The 15,252-nt window shown below is 66.9% G+C and carries 12 protein-coding genes; 8 read left to right on the forward strand and 4 right to left on the reverse strand.

What is annotated here, in order from left to right:
* Position 1: 1 nt before the first annotated feature.
* Both AC5P9N_RS04420 and AC5P9N_RS04425 read right to left on the reverse strand, forming a co-directional pair.
* A complete protein-coding gene (locus tag AC5P9N_RS04420; protein WP_049460414.1) occupies positions 2–706 on the reverse strand; it encodes an AraC family transcriptional regulator in 705 nt (234 codons plus the stop codon).
* A 289-nt stretch (positions 707–995) separates the two neighbouring features.
* Complete coding sequence (locus tag AC5P9N_RS04425) at positions 996–1,430, reverse strand: VOC family protein (protein WP_099484866.1); 435 nt, start codon at positions 1,428–1,430, stop codon at positions 996–998.
* A 337-nt stretch (positions 1,431–1,767) separates the two neighbouring features.
* Between AC5P9N_RS04425 and AC5P9N_RS04430 the strand changes: the two genes are divergently transcribed.
* Complete coding sequence (locus AC5P9N_RS04430) at positions 1,768–4,563, forward strand: beta-glucosidase family protein (protein ID WP_099484867.1); 2,796 nt, start codon at positions 1,768–1,770, stop codon at positions 4,561–4,563.
* A gap of 101 nt (positions 4,564–4,664) precedes the next feature.
* Here AC5P9N_RS04430 and AC5P9N_RS04435 read toward each other — a convergent pair whose 3' ends face one another.
* Positions 4,665–5,561: a LysR family transcriptional regulator gene (locus AC5P9N_RS04435; protein ID WP_062607268.1), complete on the reverse strand. Its 897-nt coding sequence runs from the start codon at positions 5,559–5,561 to the stop codon at positions 4,665–4,667.
* Between the two features lie 105 nt (positions 5,562–5,666).
* On the opposite strand from AC5P9N_RS04435, the gene AC5P9N_RS04440 reads away from it, so the two are divergent.
* The 3 genes from AC5P9N_RS04440 (at position 5,667) to AC5P9N_RS04450 (ending at position 9,543) form a co-directional block, all read left to right on the forward strand.
* Positions 5,667–7,025 carry an MFS transporter gene (locus tag AC5P9N_RS04440; protein ID WP_099484868.1) on the forward strand — a complete coding sequence of 453 codons (1,359 nt, stop codon included), beginning with the start codon at positions 5,667–5,669 and terminating at the stop codon, positions 7,023–7,025.
* The gene (locus tag AC5P9N_RS04445; RefSeq protein ID WP_005410040.1) at positions 7,025–7,411 is read left to right on the forward strand and encodes a DUF4440 domain-containing protein; all 387 of its coding nucleotides are present in this window, start codon (positions 7,025–7,027) and stop codon (positions 7,409–7,411) included. Before AC5P9N_RS04440 ends, AC5P9N_RS04445 begins: the two co-directional genes overlap by 1 nt.
* Positions 7,412–7,632: 221 nt before the next feature.
* The gene (locus tag AC5P9N_RS04450; RefSeq protein ID WP_049451822.1) at positions 7,633–9,543 is read left to right on the forward strand and encodes a CocE/NonD family hydrolase; all 1,911 of its coding nucleotides are present in this window, start codon (positions 7,633–7,635) and stop codon (positions 9,541–9,543) included.
* Between the two features lie 269 nt (positions 9,544–9,812).
* On the opposite strand, the gene AC5P9N_RS04455 is transcribed toward AC5P9N_RS04450, so the two are convergent.
* The gene (locus AC5P9N_RS04455) at positions 9,813–10,766 is read right to left on the reverse strand and encodes a helix-turn-helix transcriptional regulator (protein ID WP_049471404.1); all 954 of its coding nucleotides are present in this window, start codon (positions 10,764–10,766) and stop codon (positions 9,813–9,815) included.
* 447 nt (positions 10,767–11,213) lie between these two features.
* On the opposite strand from AC5P9N_RS04455, the gene AC5P9N_RS04460 reads away from it, so the two are divergent.
* The 4 genes from AC5P9N_RS04460 (at position 11,214) to lldR (ending at position 15,251) form a co-directional block, all read left to right on the forward strand.
* Positions 11,214–11,972 carry an SDR family NAD(P)-dependent oxidoreductase gene (locus tag AC5P9N_RS04460; RefSeq protein ID WP_060380112.1) on the forward strand — a complete coding sequence of 253 codons (759 nt, stop codon included), beginning with the start codon at positions 11,214–11,216 and terminating at the stop codon, positions 11,970–11,972.
* A 126-nt stretch (positions 11,973–12,098) separates the two neighbouring features.
* Positions 12,099–12,551, forward strand: a complete 453-nt coding sequence (locus tag AC5P9N_RS04465) for an MgtC/SapB family protein (RefSeq protein WP_005413774.1) — start codon at positions 12,099–12,101, stop codon at positions 12,549–12,551.
* A 223-nt stretch (positions 12,552–12,774) separates the two neighbouring features.
* Entirely contained in the window at positions 12,775–14,433 is a 1,659-nt protein-coding gene (gene lldP, locus AC5P9N_RS04470; protein ID WP_033833904.1) for an L-lactate permease, read from the forward strand.
* A 53-nt stretch (positions 14,434–14,486) separates the two neighbouring features.
* Positions 14,487–15,251 (forward strand): transcriptional regulator LldR, encoded by a 765-nt coding sequence (gene lldR, locus AC5P9N_RS04475; RefSeq protein WP_005410034.1) that lies wholly within the window; start codon positions 14,487–14,489, stop codon positions 15,249–15,251.
* The last annotated feature ends 1 nt before the right edge of the window (position 15,252 follow it).

A 15,252-nucleotide genomic window follows, 5' to 3' on the forward strand; every position in this document is an offset into this window, starting at 1 on the left:
GTCAGGCCGCGTGCAGCTGCAGGCCCTGCAGCTGCGCGGCACCGATGCCGAACATGCGGCGCAGGCTGCGCGAGAGATGGGCCAGATCGGCGAATCCAGCGGCATGCGCACTGTCGGTCAGGTTGTGACCGCTCAGATGATGCATCAGCGCGCGGCGCAACCGTTGCCACAGCACCCAGCCGCGCAGGGTCACCGCCAGCTCGGACTGGAAACGCCGGTGCAGCTGGCTGGTCGAGAGGTGCGCGGCTTCGGCAATGTCGGCAGCCGGCACCGGGCCGGGCAGGTGCTGGGCAATACGGGCCAACGCCGCCTGCACGCGGCGGTCCAGCGGCTGTGGGCGGCTCAACCGTGGCAGCCAGTCGTGCAGTTCCATCGCAGTGCCGGGCAGCGAGTGCAGGTGCTGCTGGATCTGTTCGAGGTCGGCATGCGCCGGCTCAAGGAACACCGTACAGCCCGCTTCCGGTGCCGACAGGATTGCGTGCGGCTGGAAGGACGGCAGCCACAGCCGTTGGCCCTGCTGCCGTACGCCATCGACTTCGACCTGCCAGGGCGTACCGTCGCTCAACAGCAGTTGATGGGCGTAGTGCGCATGCGAGGCGCTGCCACCGGCATGGCCCTGCAGCACGGCCACGTGAGCATCCAGCAGCAACGTGCCATTCCAAGGTAGGGCGGGGGAGGACATGGAGGGATTGTAGATCCACGCCATGCGTGGATGAATCTCCATCGAAATCGAGTAATTCGACAATGAAACGAAGAGCATCCACGCATGGCGTGGATCTACTGCAGGTTGCGAGAAATTGTCGAAGGCGGGGTGGGTCCGTTGGCGGGGGCGTGAGCGCCATGGATGGCGCGACCGAGCTTACATGGACGTACTTGCAGCGTCCCCCGCAGCCGGATCCACCCCGCCATCCCACAGGAAGCCCGCTTTTGCTTCGGCTGTTGCTTCTGAGGTTGCCGGCCAGCGGCCGGCACTACCGCGGGTGCCGGGCGCACCCTCACCGGCCGTGCGGATCCGGCCGGTGATGCACGTACTCGACCACCGTGCCATCGGGATGCACCGCGTTGAACGCCGCCCCGGTGGGTACCACCTGCAACGGGAAGATGATCTCGGCGCCAGCCGCGACCAGTTTGTCGTGATAGGGCCGAACGTCATCGACCAGCAGTGTCCCCGTGGTCGAAGTGAACGGCGCCAGCGCCGTCTCGCTGCCCTCGATCAACAGGAACGCACCGACCATCGCCAGACGCAGCCCGACCTCCGGAAACGGGAACCCCGCATCGGCCACCACACCCTGCAGCTGCTCGTAGAACGCCACGCTGCGCTCCAACTCCCCCGGGGCCACGAACACCCGGATCAACACGCGCGGCGCGCGCTGGCTGGAGGTGTCACAGCGGTCGCGCCAGAGATGGTCGAAGTCGCGATGGACGGTCATGGGCTCGGTTCGTGGCCAGGGACCCTCATTATCGGCAGCCTCGCGCGGCGCGCTGATGACCGCCGGTGATGGCCTGATAACCGCTGGCCGGGTTGCCCCTGTGACTTAGGTCCTGTTGACAGGTGTGAACGCCCTCGCACAATCTTCACAGGATTGGGTCGCCCTGCGCGGCCCGGGCAGGCAGGTTGTCACGCCGGGAGGAGGGTCCCGCGCGCAGACCGGCTCGTCCATCGGCCTGCGGGACGTTGCCTGGCAACCCCTGCGCGGCATGAACGCTGCACCCTTCGGCGGCACTTTCCCTGGACCGATTGCCTTGGCAACGGAATTACGCCTGCCGATGAAAACGTTTACAAAGCCGCTTGCACTGTCCCTGGCCCTGTCTGCCGCACTGGCCGCCCCGGCCTGGGCCGACCCTGCCGCGTTCACTGTGCTGACCCTGGAACAGGCCCCGACCGTCGAGGCGATGCCGGCCCTGGCCGCCCAGCTGAAGACCCTGCAGGTGGACGCGGTGAGCGTGCGCCAGGTGCAGCGCGGCATCGGCCAGGTCGATCCGCTGCAGGTGCTGGCCGATGGCCTGGGCTACGCGTACCGCTTCATTGCTGCCGGCAAGGATGATGGCCAGACCCAGCGCGGCCAGGCCGTGCTGACCCGGCTGCCGATCGCTGCTGAATCCGGCCCCGACCAGCCGGGCCTGAACTACCTGCGCCTGGACGACGGCCGCCACACCGTGGCGGTCTATACCGATGCCGGTGCAGGTGCGGCGCAGCTGCCGGCGCTGGTCACCCGTTCGCGGCTGGGTGCACCGGCGGTGCTGCTCGGCGCGGTGGCCGGTGAATCGGCCAAGGCCGCAGGCTTCGATCCGGCGCGTGTCGCGCTGGAAGCCGATGCCAGCTATTTCAGCGATGGCTTCCAGGCCGCCAGCAGTGCGCCGTTCAAGGTGGAAGGCAGTACCCTGCGCGCCACCCTGCTGACCCTGGCCTACGCCGACGACACGCATGGCGACAGGCCGTGGATGGACACCACCCTCAACGCCGACGCGCGCGCTGCGCTGCTGCTGAAGGCGATGACCGAGGATGAGAAGTTCCAGATGCTGCACAGCTACTTCGGGCTGGGCAAGGACGGTGGCCCGCTGCCGGAAGGCGCAGTCGGTTCGGCCGGTTTCGTGCCGGGCGTGGCGCGGCTGGGCATTCCGTCGCAGCAATCGGCCGATGCCGGCGTCGGCGTGACCAATCCGGGTGGCATCCGCCCGGGCGATTTCGCCACGGCGATGCCGTCGGGCCCGTCCACCGCATCGAGCTGGAACCGTGAAGTCGCCTTCGCCGGTGGCGCCACGATGGGCCGCGAGGCATGGCAGCAGCGCTTCAACATCCTGCTGTCGGGCAGCGTCAACCTGCAGCGCGACCCGCGCAACGGCCGCAACTTCGAATATGCCGGTGAAGATCCGCTGCTGGCCGGCTCGATGGTTGGCGCGCTGATCCAGGGCGTGCAGAGCCAGCACGTGATCTCCTCGATGAAGCACTTCGCGCTGAACGACATGGAGACCCGCCGCAACTTTCACGACGTGCGCATCGGCGAACAGGCCATGCACGAGTCGGACCTGCTGGCCTTCGAGATCGCGCTTGAAGCCGGTCGCCCCGGCGTGGCGATGTGCTCGTACAACAAGATCAACGGCACCTACGGCTGCGAGAACGGCTACCTGATGAACCAGGTGCTGAAGCAGGAATGGAAGTTCCCCGGTTTCGTGATGTCCGACTGGGGCGGCGTGCACAGTGGTTCGAAGGCGGCGCTGGCTGGCCTCGATCAGCAGTCGGCCGGTGAAGTGTTCGACGCGGCGGTGTTCTTCGACGAACCGCTGCGCCTGGCCGTGCACGGTGGCGTGGTGCCGCAGGCGCGCCTGAACGACATGGTGGCGCGCATCCTGCGCACGATGTTCCTGCATGGCAACTTCGACAACCCGCCGCAGCACCAGAAGGTCGATGCCGAGGCCGGCTTCGCCGTTGCCCAGCGCACGGTGGAAGAGGGCAGCGTGCTGCTGCGCAATGAGGGCAACCTGCTGCCGCTGGCCGACAGCGTGAAGCGCATCGTCATCATCGGTGGCCATGCCGACAAGGGCGTGGTCGGTGGCGGTGGTTCGTCGATGGTGGGCGTGACCGCAAAGGGCACCAATGCGGTGCCGGGCGTGATGCCGACCACCTGGCCGGGCCCGGTGATCTTCCACCCGTCCTCGCCGCTGGAATCGCTGCGCGCCGCGCGCCCGGACGCGACCATCGAGTATGTGGACGGGACCAATGCCGCCGCTGCGGCCAAGGCCGCCGCGCAGGCTGACGTGGCCATCGTGTTCGCCACCCAGTGGGCCGCCGAATCGGTGGACCTGCCGGACATGCAGCTGCCGGACAACCAGGATGCCCTGATCTCGGCAGTGGCCAAGGCCAACCCGAAGACCGTGCTGGTGCTGGAAACCAATGGCCCGGTGCGCACGCCGTGGCTGGCGCAGGTGCCGGCGATGCTGCAGGCCTGGTACCCGGGCATCCGCGGTGGCGAAGGCATCGCCGCGCTGCTGACCGGCCAGGTCAATCCGTCGGGCCGCCTGCCGGTGACCTGGGTGACGGACGAATCGCAGCTGCCACGCCCGCACATCGACGGCCTCGGCTTCAAGCCGGCCAAGCCGTTTGGTGATGTGTTCGATTTCGATATCGAAGGCGCCAACGTCGGCTACAAGTGGATGGCGGCCAAGGGCCTGACCCCGACCTTCGCCTTCGGCCACGGGCTGTCCTACACCTCGTTCACCTATGAAAATCTGAAGGTGAGCGTGGAGGGCTCGCGCCTGGTCGCCAGCGTCGACATCCGCAACACCGGCAAGCGTGCCGGTGCCGACGTGGCCCAGCTGTACCTGAAGCTTCCGGCTGGCAGCACCACGCCGATCCGCCTGATCGGCTATGACAAGGTGAACCTGCAGCCGGGCGAACAGCGCCGCATCCGCATCGAAGCCGAGCCGAAGACCCTGGCCCACTACGATGCACAGGCGCGCCAGTGGAAGATCGACGGCGGCACCTACCAGGTGCAGCTGTCGCGCAACGCCGCCGAGCCGCTGCAGACGGTGGACGTGCGGCTGGTGGAGCAGGTGCTGCGCTGATGCCTGAAGACACGGCCCGCACAGGGCCGTGTCTGAAAAAGGGGACGGAGGGGATTAAGTCGCTTATGCACAAACGACTTAATCCCCTCCGTCCCCTTTTTTCATTTGCCAAACCACCCGCGCAGGAAATCGATCAGCTGCCGCACCTTCGGTGAGGGCTGCGTGCTGTGCGGGTAGACCGCGTATACGCTCTGCTGCGGGAAGCGGTGCTGGCGCAGCACCGGGCGCAGCCGGTCCTGGGCCAGGTCGTCCTCGATCAGCCAGCGTGGCAGCACGGTGACCCCGGCGCCGGCCACGGCGAAGGCACGCAGGCTGCTGGCACCATCTACGCGCACCACCGCATTGCCCGGGTTGGTGGCAAACAGGGCGTCGCTGCCATCCGGCGCCACCACCGGCACGTCGGCCAGGCGTGGGTAGCCCAGGCGGGGCAGGGTGCCCAGCTGCACGGGGTCATCGGCAGCATCGGCAGAGGGCAGGCGTGCCAGTAGGGACGGAGCCGCCACGGGGCACAGTGGATGGCGTTCCAGTTCGCTGGCGTGCAGGCCCGAATCGGGCAGACGGCCAAGACGGATCGCCAGGTCGAAGCGCTCGGGAATCAGGTCCGCCGGCGCGGGAGACGTGGACAGGTGCAGCTGCAGCGCCGGGTGCCGCGCACGGAACGCCTCCAGCGCAGGAATCAAGCGTAGCTGCGCGTACTCCGGGGTGGTGGTCAGGCGCAGCACGCCCTGAAGCTGGTGCTGGTCGCGGCGCGCGGCATCGATCGCTGCCTGTGCGGCATCCAGCGCCTGCACGCAGTGCTGCAGGAACTGCTCGCCAGCGTCCGTCAGGGCCAGGTGGCGGGTACTGCGCAACAGCAGGGTCACGCCCAGCTCCTGCTCCAGCCGCTTCAGGTTGAAGCTGACCACCGCACGGCTGAGGCCGAGCCGATCGGCTGCTGCGGTGAGGCTGCCGGCCTCGACCACGGCGCGGAAGATGTCGAAGCGATCGAGGCTGACCATGGCAATTCATTGTCAAAGTGGATTTGACAGTGTTGCAGTTGCTGTCGTGTTTTTCCAACAAGGCCCGCACGGCATGCTGGCCGCTTCCCTGCTGGAGCGCCGCCGATGCCGTCCCCCCGCCTGCGCCATGAGGCGATCTTCCTGCTGGTGTTCGCCCTGGATCTGGTCAACATGTTCATCGCCACGGTGGCCTATCCGGCACTGGCAGCGGAACTGCACGCTGATGTCGGTACCCTGGCCTGGGTGGGCACCGCCTACATGCTGGGCCTGAGCGTGGTGATTCCGCTGGCGCCCTGGTTGGCCGCGCGCTGTGGTGAGCGTCGCCTGCTGCTGGTGGCGTTGCTGTTGTTCGCGGTTGCCGCTGTGCTGGCCGGCGCCGCACCGGGTATCGGCTGGCTGCTGGGCTGGCGCCTGCTGCAGGGGCTGGCCGGTGGCCTGCTGATTCCGGTGGCACAGGCGGCAGCGTACCGACAATGCACGTCCGACCAGCGTGGCGCGCTGACCCGGCGCATCCTGCTGGTGGCGCTGCTGGTGCCGGCATTGGCGCCCGCGTTGGGCGGGCTGCTGGTGCAGTGGTTGTCCTGGCGCGGCGTGCTCTGGGCCAGCCTGCCACTGGCCGTGGTGGCGATTGGACTGGTGCTGGCGTGGATGCCGGCCGATGGCGGGCGTAGTGCGCCACGCCTGCAGGGCTATGCGCTGTCCACCGCGATGCTGGCGCTGGGCGCGTTGCTACTGGCGCTGACCTGGCTGGGCGAGTCCGGACATCGCGGCGCAGGTGCCGTGTTGCTGTTGATCGCAATGCTGTTGGCGGCGGCCCACCTGCGGCATGCACGGCAGCAGGCGCAGCCCCTGCTGCGCTGGTCGCTGCTGTCCCATCGGGGCCTGCGCCTGGCGATGCTGGTCTATCTGGCAGTGCCCGGTGTGTTCATCGGCAGCCAGCTGGTCAGTACGCTCCAGCTGCACCAGGCCGGTTACAGCGCGGCACGCATCGGCGGGTTGATGCTGCCCTGGGCGCTGGCCTCGGCCATTGCGATCACGGCCAGCAAGCGCCTGCTGGCGCGCTTCGGCCCGGCCACGGTACTGCGTATGGGCATGCTCCTGCAGGCCAGCGGCCTGCTGTTGATGGCGATGCTGCCGCAGCCGGCCTTCGCGTTGGCCGGGCTGCTGTTCGCGCTGATGGGCGCCGGTGGCAGCCTGTGCAGCAGTACCGCGCAGACGCTGGCTTTCCACGGCGTGGAGGGTGAAGCGCTGGGCGATGCCAGTGCCCTTTGGAACCTCAACCGTCAGCTCAGTTTCTGCCTTGGTACTGCCGCCATTGCGCTGTTGCTGGCGCTGGCCATGCAATGGCTGCCGGCCCATTCCACCGGCGTGGCGCTGGGTCTGGCCGCCGTACTTACCCTGCTGCCAATGGCGTTGCTGCGTCGGCCCCAGAGGATCACCCTTTCGCAACCGGAGAACACTTGATGGCTACGACCGCAGAACATGAAATCCACCACCTGCACGACAAACTGCAGGCCTGGTTCCGGGCCGAGGTGGCTGCGGATGCGCTGGATGATCTGATGGCGCATTTCTGCGCGGACTTCAGCATGGTCGGCATCGCGGGTCGCAGGCTGGACCGGAGTGCCGTGCAGGCACTGTTCGCGGGTGGTCATGGCGCGCGCCCAGGGCTGCAGATTTCCATCGGCGCCGTGCAGGTAGTGGATGCGCCGTTGCCGCTGGCGGTGCTGCGCTATCGCGAAGGGCATTCGCTCGATTGCGGCCAGCCCACATGGCGAGAGTCGCTGGCGGTGCTGCGCCAGGAGCAGGGGCGTTGGCGTTGGCTTGCGTTGCACGAAGTACCGATGGCCTGACCGGTAGTGCCGGCCGCTGGCCGGCAACCGCGTAACGCGCCCCAGGATCATGAAGTTGCCGGCCAGCGGCCGGCACTACCGGTCGTTGGCGAGCGCGGCGGCACCGCGGGCACATGTGCCATCAGTCCTGCCTGCATCCGCCGCAGAATGCAAAGCCCGCCCACACCTCAAGGCTCAAGGCAGGAGTAGGCTTGAGGCTTTCCTGCCGGGAGGGGTTGTCCATGCGTGTGCGTGCCGTCGCTGTAGCCATTGCCCTTTGCCTGTCCAGCACCGTGCTGGCCGCCGATACCCCGCCGATGACCCCGGACATCAGCGGCAAGCCCTTCGTTGCCCCCGATGTCGGTCGTGACTACGACAAGCGCGTGGTGATGGTGCCGATGCGTGATGGCACCAAGCTGTATACGGTGATCGTGGTGCCCAAGGGCGCCCGCAATGCGCCGATCCTGCTGACTCGCACCCCCTACGATGCCGCTGGCCGCGCCAGCCGCAGTGATTCGCCGCGCATGCGCGACCTGCTGCCGCAGGGCGACGAGGTGTTCGTCGACGGCGGTTACATCCGCGTGTTCCAGGACATCCGTGGCAAGTACGGCTCCGAAGGCGATTACGTGATGACCCGGCCGTTGCGCGGGCCGTTGAACAACACCAAAGTCGACCACTCCACCGACGCCTGGGACACCATCGACTGGCTGGTGAAGAACGTGCCGGAGAGCAATGGCAAGGTCGGCATGCTCGGCTCGTCGTACGAGGGCTTCACCGTGGTGATGGCGCTGACCGACCCGCATCCGGCGCTGAAGGTGGCCGCACCGCAGAGCCCGATGGTCGATGGCTGGATGGGCGACGACTGGCTCAACTACGGTGCGTTCCGCCAGGTCAACTTCAACTATTTCGCGATGCAGACCGAGAAGCGCGGCAAGGGTACGCCGCTGCCCAGCCTCGGCTATGACGACTACAGCACTTTCCTGCGGATCGGTTCGGCTGGCGACTACGCGCGCTTCACCGGCGTGGACCAGCTGACCTGGTGGAAGAAGCTGGTCGAGCACCCGGCCTATGACGGCTTCTGGCAGGGTCAGGCGCTGGACGCGGTGATGGCGAAAACACCGTTGAAGGTGCCGACCATGTGGCTGCAGGGCCTGTGGGACCAAGAGGACATGTGGGGCGCCAACCACGCCTACCAGGCAATGGAAGGGCGCGACAGCGGCAACAACCGCAATTACCTGGTGATGGGGCCGTGGCGGCACAGCCAGGTGAACTACAGCGGCAGCGAACTGGGCGCGCTGAAGTTCGATGGCGATACCGCGCTGCAGTTCCGCCGTGATGTGCTCAAGCCGTTCTTCGACCAGTATTTGGTGGACGGTGCGCCGAAGGCGGACACGCCGCCGGTGCTGGTCTACAACACTGGCGAAAACCACTGGGATCGCCTGAAGGGTTGGCCGCGCAGCTGCGACAAGGGCTGTGCTGCCAGCAGCAAGCCGTTGTACCTGCGGGCCGGCGGCAAGCTGGCATTCCAGGCGCCGGCGGCGGGCGAGGGCGACTTCGAGGAGTACGTGTCCGACCCGGCCAAGCCGGTGCCGTTCGTGCCGCGCCCGGTCCGCTTCGGTGACCGCGACATGTGGACCACCTGGCTGGTCAAGGACCAGCGCTTTGTCGATGGTCGCCCGGACGTGCTGACCTTCATCACCGAACCGCTGACCGCGCCGCTGCGCATCGGCGGCGCGCCGGTAGTGCACCTGCAGGCCTCGACCAGTGGCACCGACAGTGACTGGGTGGTGAAGCTGATCGACGTGTATCCGGACCAGGAGGCATCGACGCCGGAGATGGGTGGCTACGAGCTGCCTGTGTCGCTGGCGATCTTCCGTGGCCGCTACCGCGAAAGCTTCAGCGATCCGAAGCCGCTGGCCGCCAACCAGGTGCTGCCGTACCGCTTCGACCTGCCCAACGCCAACCACACCTTCCAGAAGGGGCACCGGGTGATGGTGCAGGTGCAGTCCAGCCTGTTCCCGTTGTACGACCGCAACCCGCAGACCTACGTGCCGAACATCTACCTGGCCAAGCCAGGCGATTACCAGAAGGCCACGCAGCGGGTCTGGCACAGCGCGGCGCAGGCGAGCTACATCGATCTGCCGGTGTATTGAGGCGGAGAGGATGACGCCGGGCATAGCCCGGCAGCACGCGGTAGTGCCGGCCGCTGGCCGGCATCCGCGATGGTGCAGGAGCGTGTCGACCAAGGTCGACACCTACCAAGGCTGGGCCATGGCATGCCGATCGGCCAAGGTCGACACCCACCAGAGCGGAGCCATGGCAGGTCGATTCAGGCGGCTGCGGTAGTGCCGGCCGCTGGCCGGCATCCGCGATGGCGCGGGAGCGTGTCGACCAAGGTCGACACCTACCGGAGCGGGGATCCTCACCCCACCTTCGAGGGGCCCGTGCGCCAGCGGCTGGGGACCAGGCCGAAACGCTTGCGGAATGCCGCGGCGAAGTTGCTGGGATGACGGTAGCCGCTGGCGGCGGCGGCCTGCTCCACCGTCCAGCCGTCCTCGCGCAGGCCCTGTTCGGCGTAGCGCATGCGCTGCTCGTGCAGGTAGTCGAACACCGAGCAGCCGTACTGCTGGGCGAAATGACGGCGCAGCGAGCTGGGGCTCATGCAGGCCAGCTGGGCCAGCTCGACCAGGCTGTGGGCGTGACTGGGGTCGTCATGCAGGTAGGCACGCACGCGCTCCAGGCGCTCGCGCTGGCCGGCCCGCAGCGTTCGTACATGGTCGGTCTGCAGATCCTCGGCCTTCAGGCCAACGGCCAGCAGCTGCAGAGCAACGCCCTCGCGCCACAAGGCGTCGATGCCATCTTCCCATGGGCTGTCGAACAACTGGCCGAGTACCGGCAGCAGGGTATGCGGAATGGCCCAGTGGCGGCATTCCAGGTGGCTGTTGAGCGCGGTCTCCAGCTGCGGCAGATGGAACAGATCCGGATCGATCTGGCCGGGCACCATGACGCTGACGCCGCGCATGCGCGTTTCGCCGGGATGCGCACCGGTCATCTCGACCTGCTCGCGGTGGTGCGCGGTCATCGCCGTGCCGGCGCGCAGGGTGAAACCACCGCGTCGCGGAATGCGCACATCGACCTGGCCCTGCAGCATCACGCGGATGGCCAGGCCGGGACTCTGCTGGGCGGTCGCTACATAAGGAAAGCGATTATGGACGTCGGAGGCGATCAGGCTCATGCCGCCGCGCAGGAACTGCTCGTTGACCTCGCCATGGCCGGCCCACTGGTCGTCGCGCAGGTGTTCCGGGTCAGCGCGGTAATCGAAGCCATGACGGTGGCCGAAGCGGCGGTAATCGGCAAAAGTGAAGTATCGGGACATCGCTCGGCACGTACTTTGGAGGTGGACGCTGGCATTACCTCGCCCACGCGCTCTGCAACGCAGATGCAGATCCGGTCGTTACCCGCGCAGGCATGCTGGGAAGCAGTGGCGTGGGCACTCTGGATGGCTGGGGAAACGCCAGGTTGAATGGAGTGTGTCGAAGAAACTGGAAACGTTTCCCATTGTCGCCTCGATTCGCGCGCTTTTGATTCCAATAGGGTCAAAACGATTGACGATTACGGCCAAAGTGAAAATGCCGCCGAGCATACGCCGGCGTTTTGCATGCATATCCGTACGTAATTCCATACATCAACTTGAGTTGAGGTTTCATGGCTGGAACGATCACCCGTAGACGCGGTGTCAGCCAGGCCATCACAGGCACGCGCGTAGGGTGGGGTAGTTGGCTGCTGCAGGCCACTTCGATACCCCCACTGATGGAGAACGCAGATGATTGATTACCAACTCACCGGCAAGACCGCGATCGTGACCGGCGGCGTGTCCGGCATTGGTCTGGCCGTGGCGCAGACCCTGGCGGCGTCCGGCGCGCGGATCTCGGTCTGGGACCTGAAGCAGGATGCGGTGGATGCCACCGTGGCGCAGTTGCGCAATGCCGGTGCACAGGCGATTGGCATCGCGCTGGACGTCACCGACGACGCAGCGGTGGAGGCGGCGGTGCAGCGCACGATCAAGGAACTCGACGGCCTGCATGTGGCGGTCAACAACGCCGGTATCGGCGGGCCGGCCGCCAGCAGCGGTGACTATCCGATTGATGGCTGGCAGCGGGTCATCGACGTCAACCTGACCAGCGTGTTCCTGTGCCAGCGTGCGCAGATCCGGGCAATGCGAGCCGCTGGAAGCGGCGGCAGCATCATCAACATGGCCTCGATCCTGGGCCAGGTGGGGTATGCCGGTTCCACCGCTTATGCGGCGGCCAAGCACGGCGTGGTCGGGCTGACCCAGACCGCCGCCTGGGAACATGCCGCCGATGGCGTTCGTGTCAACGCGGTCGGCCCGGGCTTCATCAGCACACCGCTGCTGGAGAAGATGGACCCGAAGGTGCGCGCCACGCTGGAAGGCCGTCACGCCTTGAAGCGGCTGGGTACGGCCGAGGAAGTGGCGGCGCTGGTGGCCTGGCTGGCCAGCGACGATGCGTCGTTCGCGACCGGCGCGTACTACGCCATCGATGGTGGCTACCTGGCGCAGTGAGCGAATGCGGTCAGTAGATCCACGCCATGCGTGGAGGAATGCGTGCGGTGAAGAAGGCGTGCCATCGCCTTCACCGCCGTCCCACGATCGCCGCGCGACGCTCCGGGAAAATTCCGGAGCTTTCCCATGGAACTTACCCAGGATGTCTCGATCCTGCTGCGCGTTGCCGCAGCGATGCTGTTCGGCGGCGTGCTCGGCGTCGAGCGCGAGATGGGCAAGCACGCCGCTGGCCTGCGTACGCACATGCTGATCGCAGGGGCCGCCGCGTTGATCGTCGGCCTTGGCGACTCGGTGGCCGAGCATTTCCAGCAGGAGCGCTACCGCGACCTGCTGCAGGTTGATCCGGTACGCCTGATCGAAGCGGTGGTGGCCTGTGTCGGCTTCGTTGCCGCTGGCACCATCCTGCGTGGGTCACGCGAGGACCAGGTCAGCGGCCTGACCACGGCCAGCTCGCTGATCATGGCAGCGGCCATCGGGATTGCGGTGGGGATCAGCAAGTACGTGATCGCCATCGGGGTGAGCGTGCTGTGCGTGCTGGTGCTGGCGGTGATGCGGCGGTTGGAGAAAAGGATCTCGTAGGGAATCTCGAATTGCCGGCCAGCGGCCGGCACTACCATGCGGACTGAATGGTCGGACCAATATGGCATCTAGCCTTATGGTCTAATAGGTTCCTCGCCGGAGTGGCGGTTAAATCCGCTGCAAGTGGTCTGATCGAAACCATTATTGGTACGACCAATAATCGATAGCCACGGCGATCCACCGCCTGCGGTGGGGCACCTTCCGCATCCAGTCGAGAGTCTTCATGCAGCCCTGGCAACACCTGTACGACCCCGCCGGCAACCTGTGGTTGTCCAGCCTGATCGCGCTGCTGCCGATCGCGTTCTTCTTCGTTGCCCTGGCCGTGCTGCGCATGAAGGGCTGGCTGGCCGGCACGATCACCGTGGCCATCGCGCTTGGCGTGGCGCTGCTGTTCTACCGCATGCCGCTGAGCCAGGCGCTGGGTGCGGCCGGCTTCGGCTTCGTCTACGGCCTCTGGCCTATTGCCTGGATCATCATCGGCGCGGTGTTCCTCTACAAGGTCTCGGTCAAGACCGGTCAGTTCGACATCATCCGCGCTTCGATCCTGTCGGTGACCGAAGACCAGCGCCTGCAGATGCTGATGGTCGGCTTCGCCTTCGGTGCCTTCCTGGAAGGCGCGGCCGGTTTCGGTGCGCCAGTGGCGATCACCGCGGCACTACTGGTCGGGCTGGGCTTCAAGCCGCTGTATGCCGCCGGCCTGTGCCTGATCGTCAACACCGCGCCGGTGGCGTTCGGTGCAATGGGCATTCCGATCATCGTGGCCGGGCAGGTCACCGGCCTGGATGCCTTCGAGATCGGCCAGATGGCCGGCCGCCAGCTGCCGTTCCTGACCGTCATCGTGCTGTTCTGGATCATGGCGATCATGGATGGCTGGCGTGGCATCAAGGAAACCTGGCCGGCGGTGCTGGTGGCCGGTGGCTCGTTCGCCATCGCGCAGTACCTGACCTCCAACTTCATCGGTCCGGAACTGCCGGACATCACCGCCTCGCTGGCGTCGCTGGTCTGCCTGACCCTGTTCCTGCGCCGCTGGAAGCCGGTACGGATCTTCCGCTTCGATACCGAAACCAGCGCCGAGGCGGCCGCACAGGCACTGGAGGCGCCGCGCTACAGCGTCGGCCAGATCGCCAAGGCGTGGTCGCCGTTCCTGATCCTCACCGCGATGGTCACGCTGTGGAGCATCAAGCCGTTCAAGTCGCTGTTCGCGGCAGGCGGCCCGCTGGAAGGCTGGGTGCTGAAGCTCCCGGTGCCGGGCCTCGACCAGAGGGTGCAGAAGATGCCACCGATCGTGGACGCGCCGCTCAGCTATGAGGCGGTCTACAAGTTCGACTGGTTCTCGGCCACCGGCACCTCGATCATCCTCGCGGCGGTGATCGCGATCATCGCGCTGCGCATGCCGGCCCGGTCGGCGCTGCAGACCTTCGGTGAAACCGTGCGTGAGCTGCGCATGCCGATCTACTCGATCGGCATGGTGCTGGCCTTCGCGTTCATCGCCAACTATTCGGGCCTGTCGGCAACGCTGGCGCTGGCACTGGCGCACACCGGCGACGCCTTTCCGTTCTTCTCGCCGTTCCTGGGCTGGCTGGGCGTGTTCCTGACCGGCTCGGACACCTCGTCCAATGCGCTGTTCTCGGCGCTGCAGGCGACCACCGCACAGCAGATCGGCGTGTCCGACGTGCTGCTGGTGGCGGCCAACACCACCGGCGGCGTCACCGGCAAGATGATCTCGCCGCAGTCGATCGCCATTGCCTGCGCGGCGGTTGGCCTGGCCGGCAAGGAATCGGACCTGTTCCGTTTCACGGTCAAGCACAGCCTGGTCTTCACCACCATGGTCGGCCTGATCACCCTGGCCCAGGCCTACTGGCTGACATGGATGATTCCCTGAGCCATGCCGCGCGGCCTGACCCCCTGTTACGCGCTTCGGGCCACAATGGCGCCATGAGCACGCAACGTATCTCGGACAAGGTGGCCGCACAGCTGCGCGGCCTGGTGCAGGAACAGCGGCTGCAGCCGGGCGACCGGCTGCCGGCCGAACGCACCCTGGCGGTGCAGCTGGGGGTCTCGCGAACGGCGTTGCGCGAGGCCATCGCGCAGCTGGCCAGCCAGGGCCTGCTGACCGCACGGGTCGGTGGCGGCACCTACGTGGCCGAACCGGCGGCGCGCGCGCGGCAGGCGCTGGATGAACCGCTGGCGCCGTACCTGCCGCTGTTCCAGGGCGACCCGGAATACCGCTTCGACGTGCTGGAGATCCGCCACGCGCTGGAAGGTGCCACCGCCTGGCATGCGGCGCTGCGAGCCACCGACGAGGACCGCACGCGCATCGCGCAGGCCTTCCAGACCATGATGGACGCGCACGGCAAGAACGACCCCACCGGTGAAGCGGAGGCCGACGCGGCCTTCCACTTGTCCATTGCCGAGGCCTCGCACAACCTGGTGCTGCTGCAGGTGATGCGCGGACTGTTCGAGCTGCTGCAGACCAACATCTCGCAGAGCCGCGAGAAGCTCTATACCTCGGCGAGGACCTTCTCGCCGTTGTCCGACCAGCACCGCGAGATGATGGACGCGGTGCTGGCCGGCGACCCCGAACGCGCGCGCGCCGCCGCGCATGCCCACCTCGAGTTCGTGCACACCACGCTGCGCACGCTCGATGACAACGAAGCCCGGCGTGCGCGGGCCTCGCGTCTACCTTCCCCACACGGTTGAC

It is taken from the genome of Stenotrophomonas sp. YJH_SMC_6 (assembly GCF_059371335.1).

Bases quoted from the DNA above. Each gene is read 5' to 3' on its own strand.
- AC5P9N_RS04425 (WP_099484866.1), bottom strand. From the start codon at position 1,430: ATGACCGTCCATCGCGACTTCGACCATCTCTGGCGCGACCGCTGTGAC.
- AC5P9N_RS04460 (WP_060380112.1), top strand. From the start codon at position 11,214: ATGATTGATTACCAACTCACCGGCAAGACCGCGATCGTGACCGGCGGC.
- AC5P9N_RS04440 (WP_099484868.1), top strand. From the start codon at position 5,667: ATGCCGTCCCCCCGCCTGCGCCATGAGGCGATCTTCCTGCTGGTGTTC.
- lldP (WP_033833904.1), top strand. From the start codon at position 12,775: ATGCAGCCCTGGCAACACCTGTACGACCCCGCCGGCAACCTGTGGTTG.
- AC5P9N_RS04450 (WP_049451822.1), top strand. From the start codon at position 7,633: ATGCGTGTGCGTGCCGTCGCTGTAGCCATTGCCCTTTGCCTGTCCAGC.
- AC5P9N_RS04435 (WP_062607268.1), bottom strand. From the start codon at position 5,561: ATGGTCAGCCTCGATCGCTTCGACATCTTCCGCGCCGTGGTCGAGGCC.
- AC5P9N_RS04455 (WP_049471404.1), bottom strand. From the start codon at position 10,766: ATGTCCCGATACTTCACTTTTGCCGATTACCGCCGCTTCGGCCACCGT.
- AC5P9N_RS04420 (WP_049460414.1), bottom strand. From the start codon at position 706: ATGGCGTGGATCTACAATCCCTCCATGTCCTCCCCCGCCCTACCTTGG.
- AC5P9N_RS04430 (WP_099484867.1), top strand. From the start codon at position 1,768: ATGAAAACGTTTACAAAGCCGCTTGCACTGTCCCTGGCCCTGTCTGCC.
- AC5P9N_RS04465 (WP_005413774.1), top strand. From the start codon at position 12,099: ATGGAACTTACCCAGGATGTCTCGATCCTGCTGCGCGTTGCCGCAGCG.
- lldR (WP_005410034.1), top strand. From the start codon at position 14,487: ATGAGCACGCAACGTATCTCGGACAAGGTGGCCGCACAGCTGCGCGGC.
- AC5P9N_RS04445 (WP_005410040.1), top strand. From the start codon at position 7,025: ATGGCTACGACCGCAGAACATGAAATCCACCACCTGCACGACAAACTG.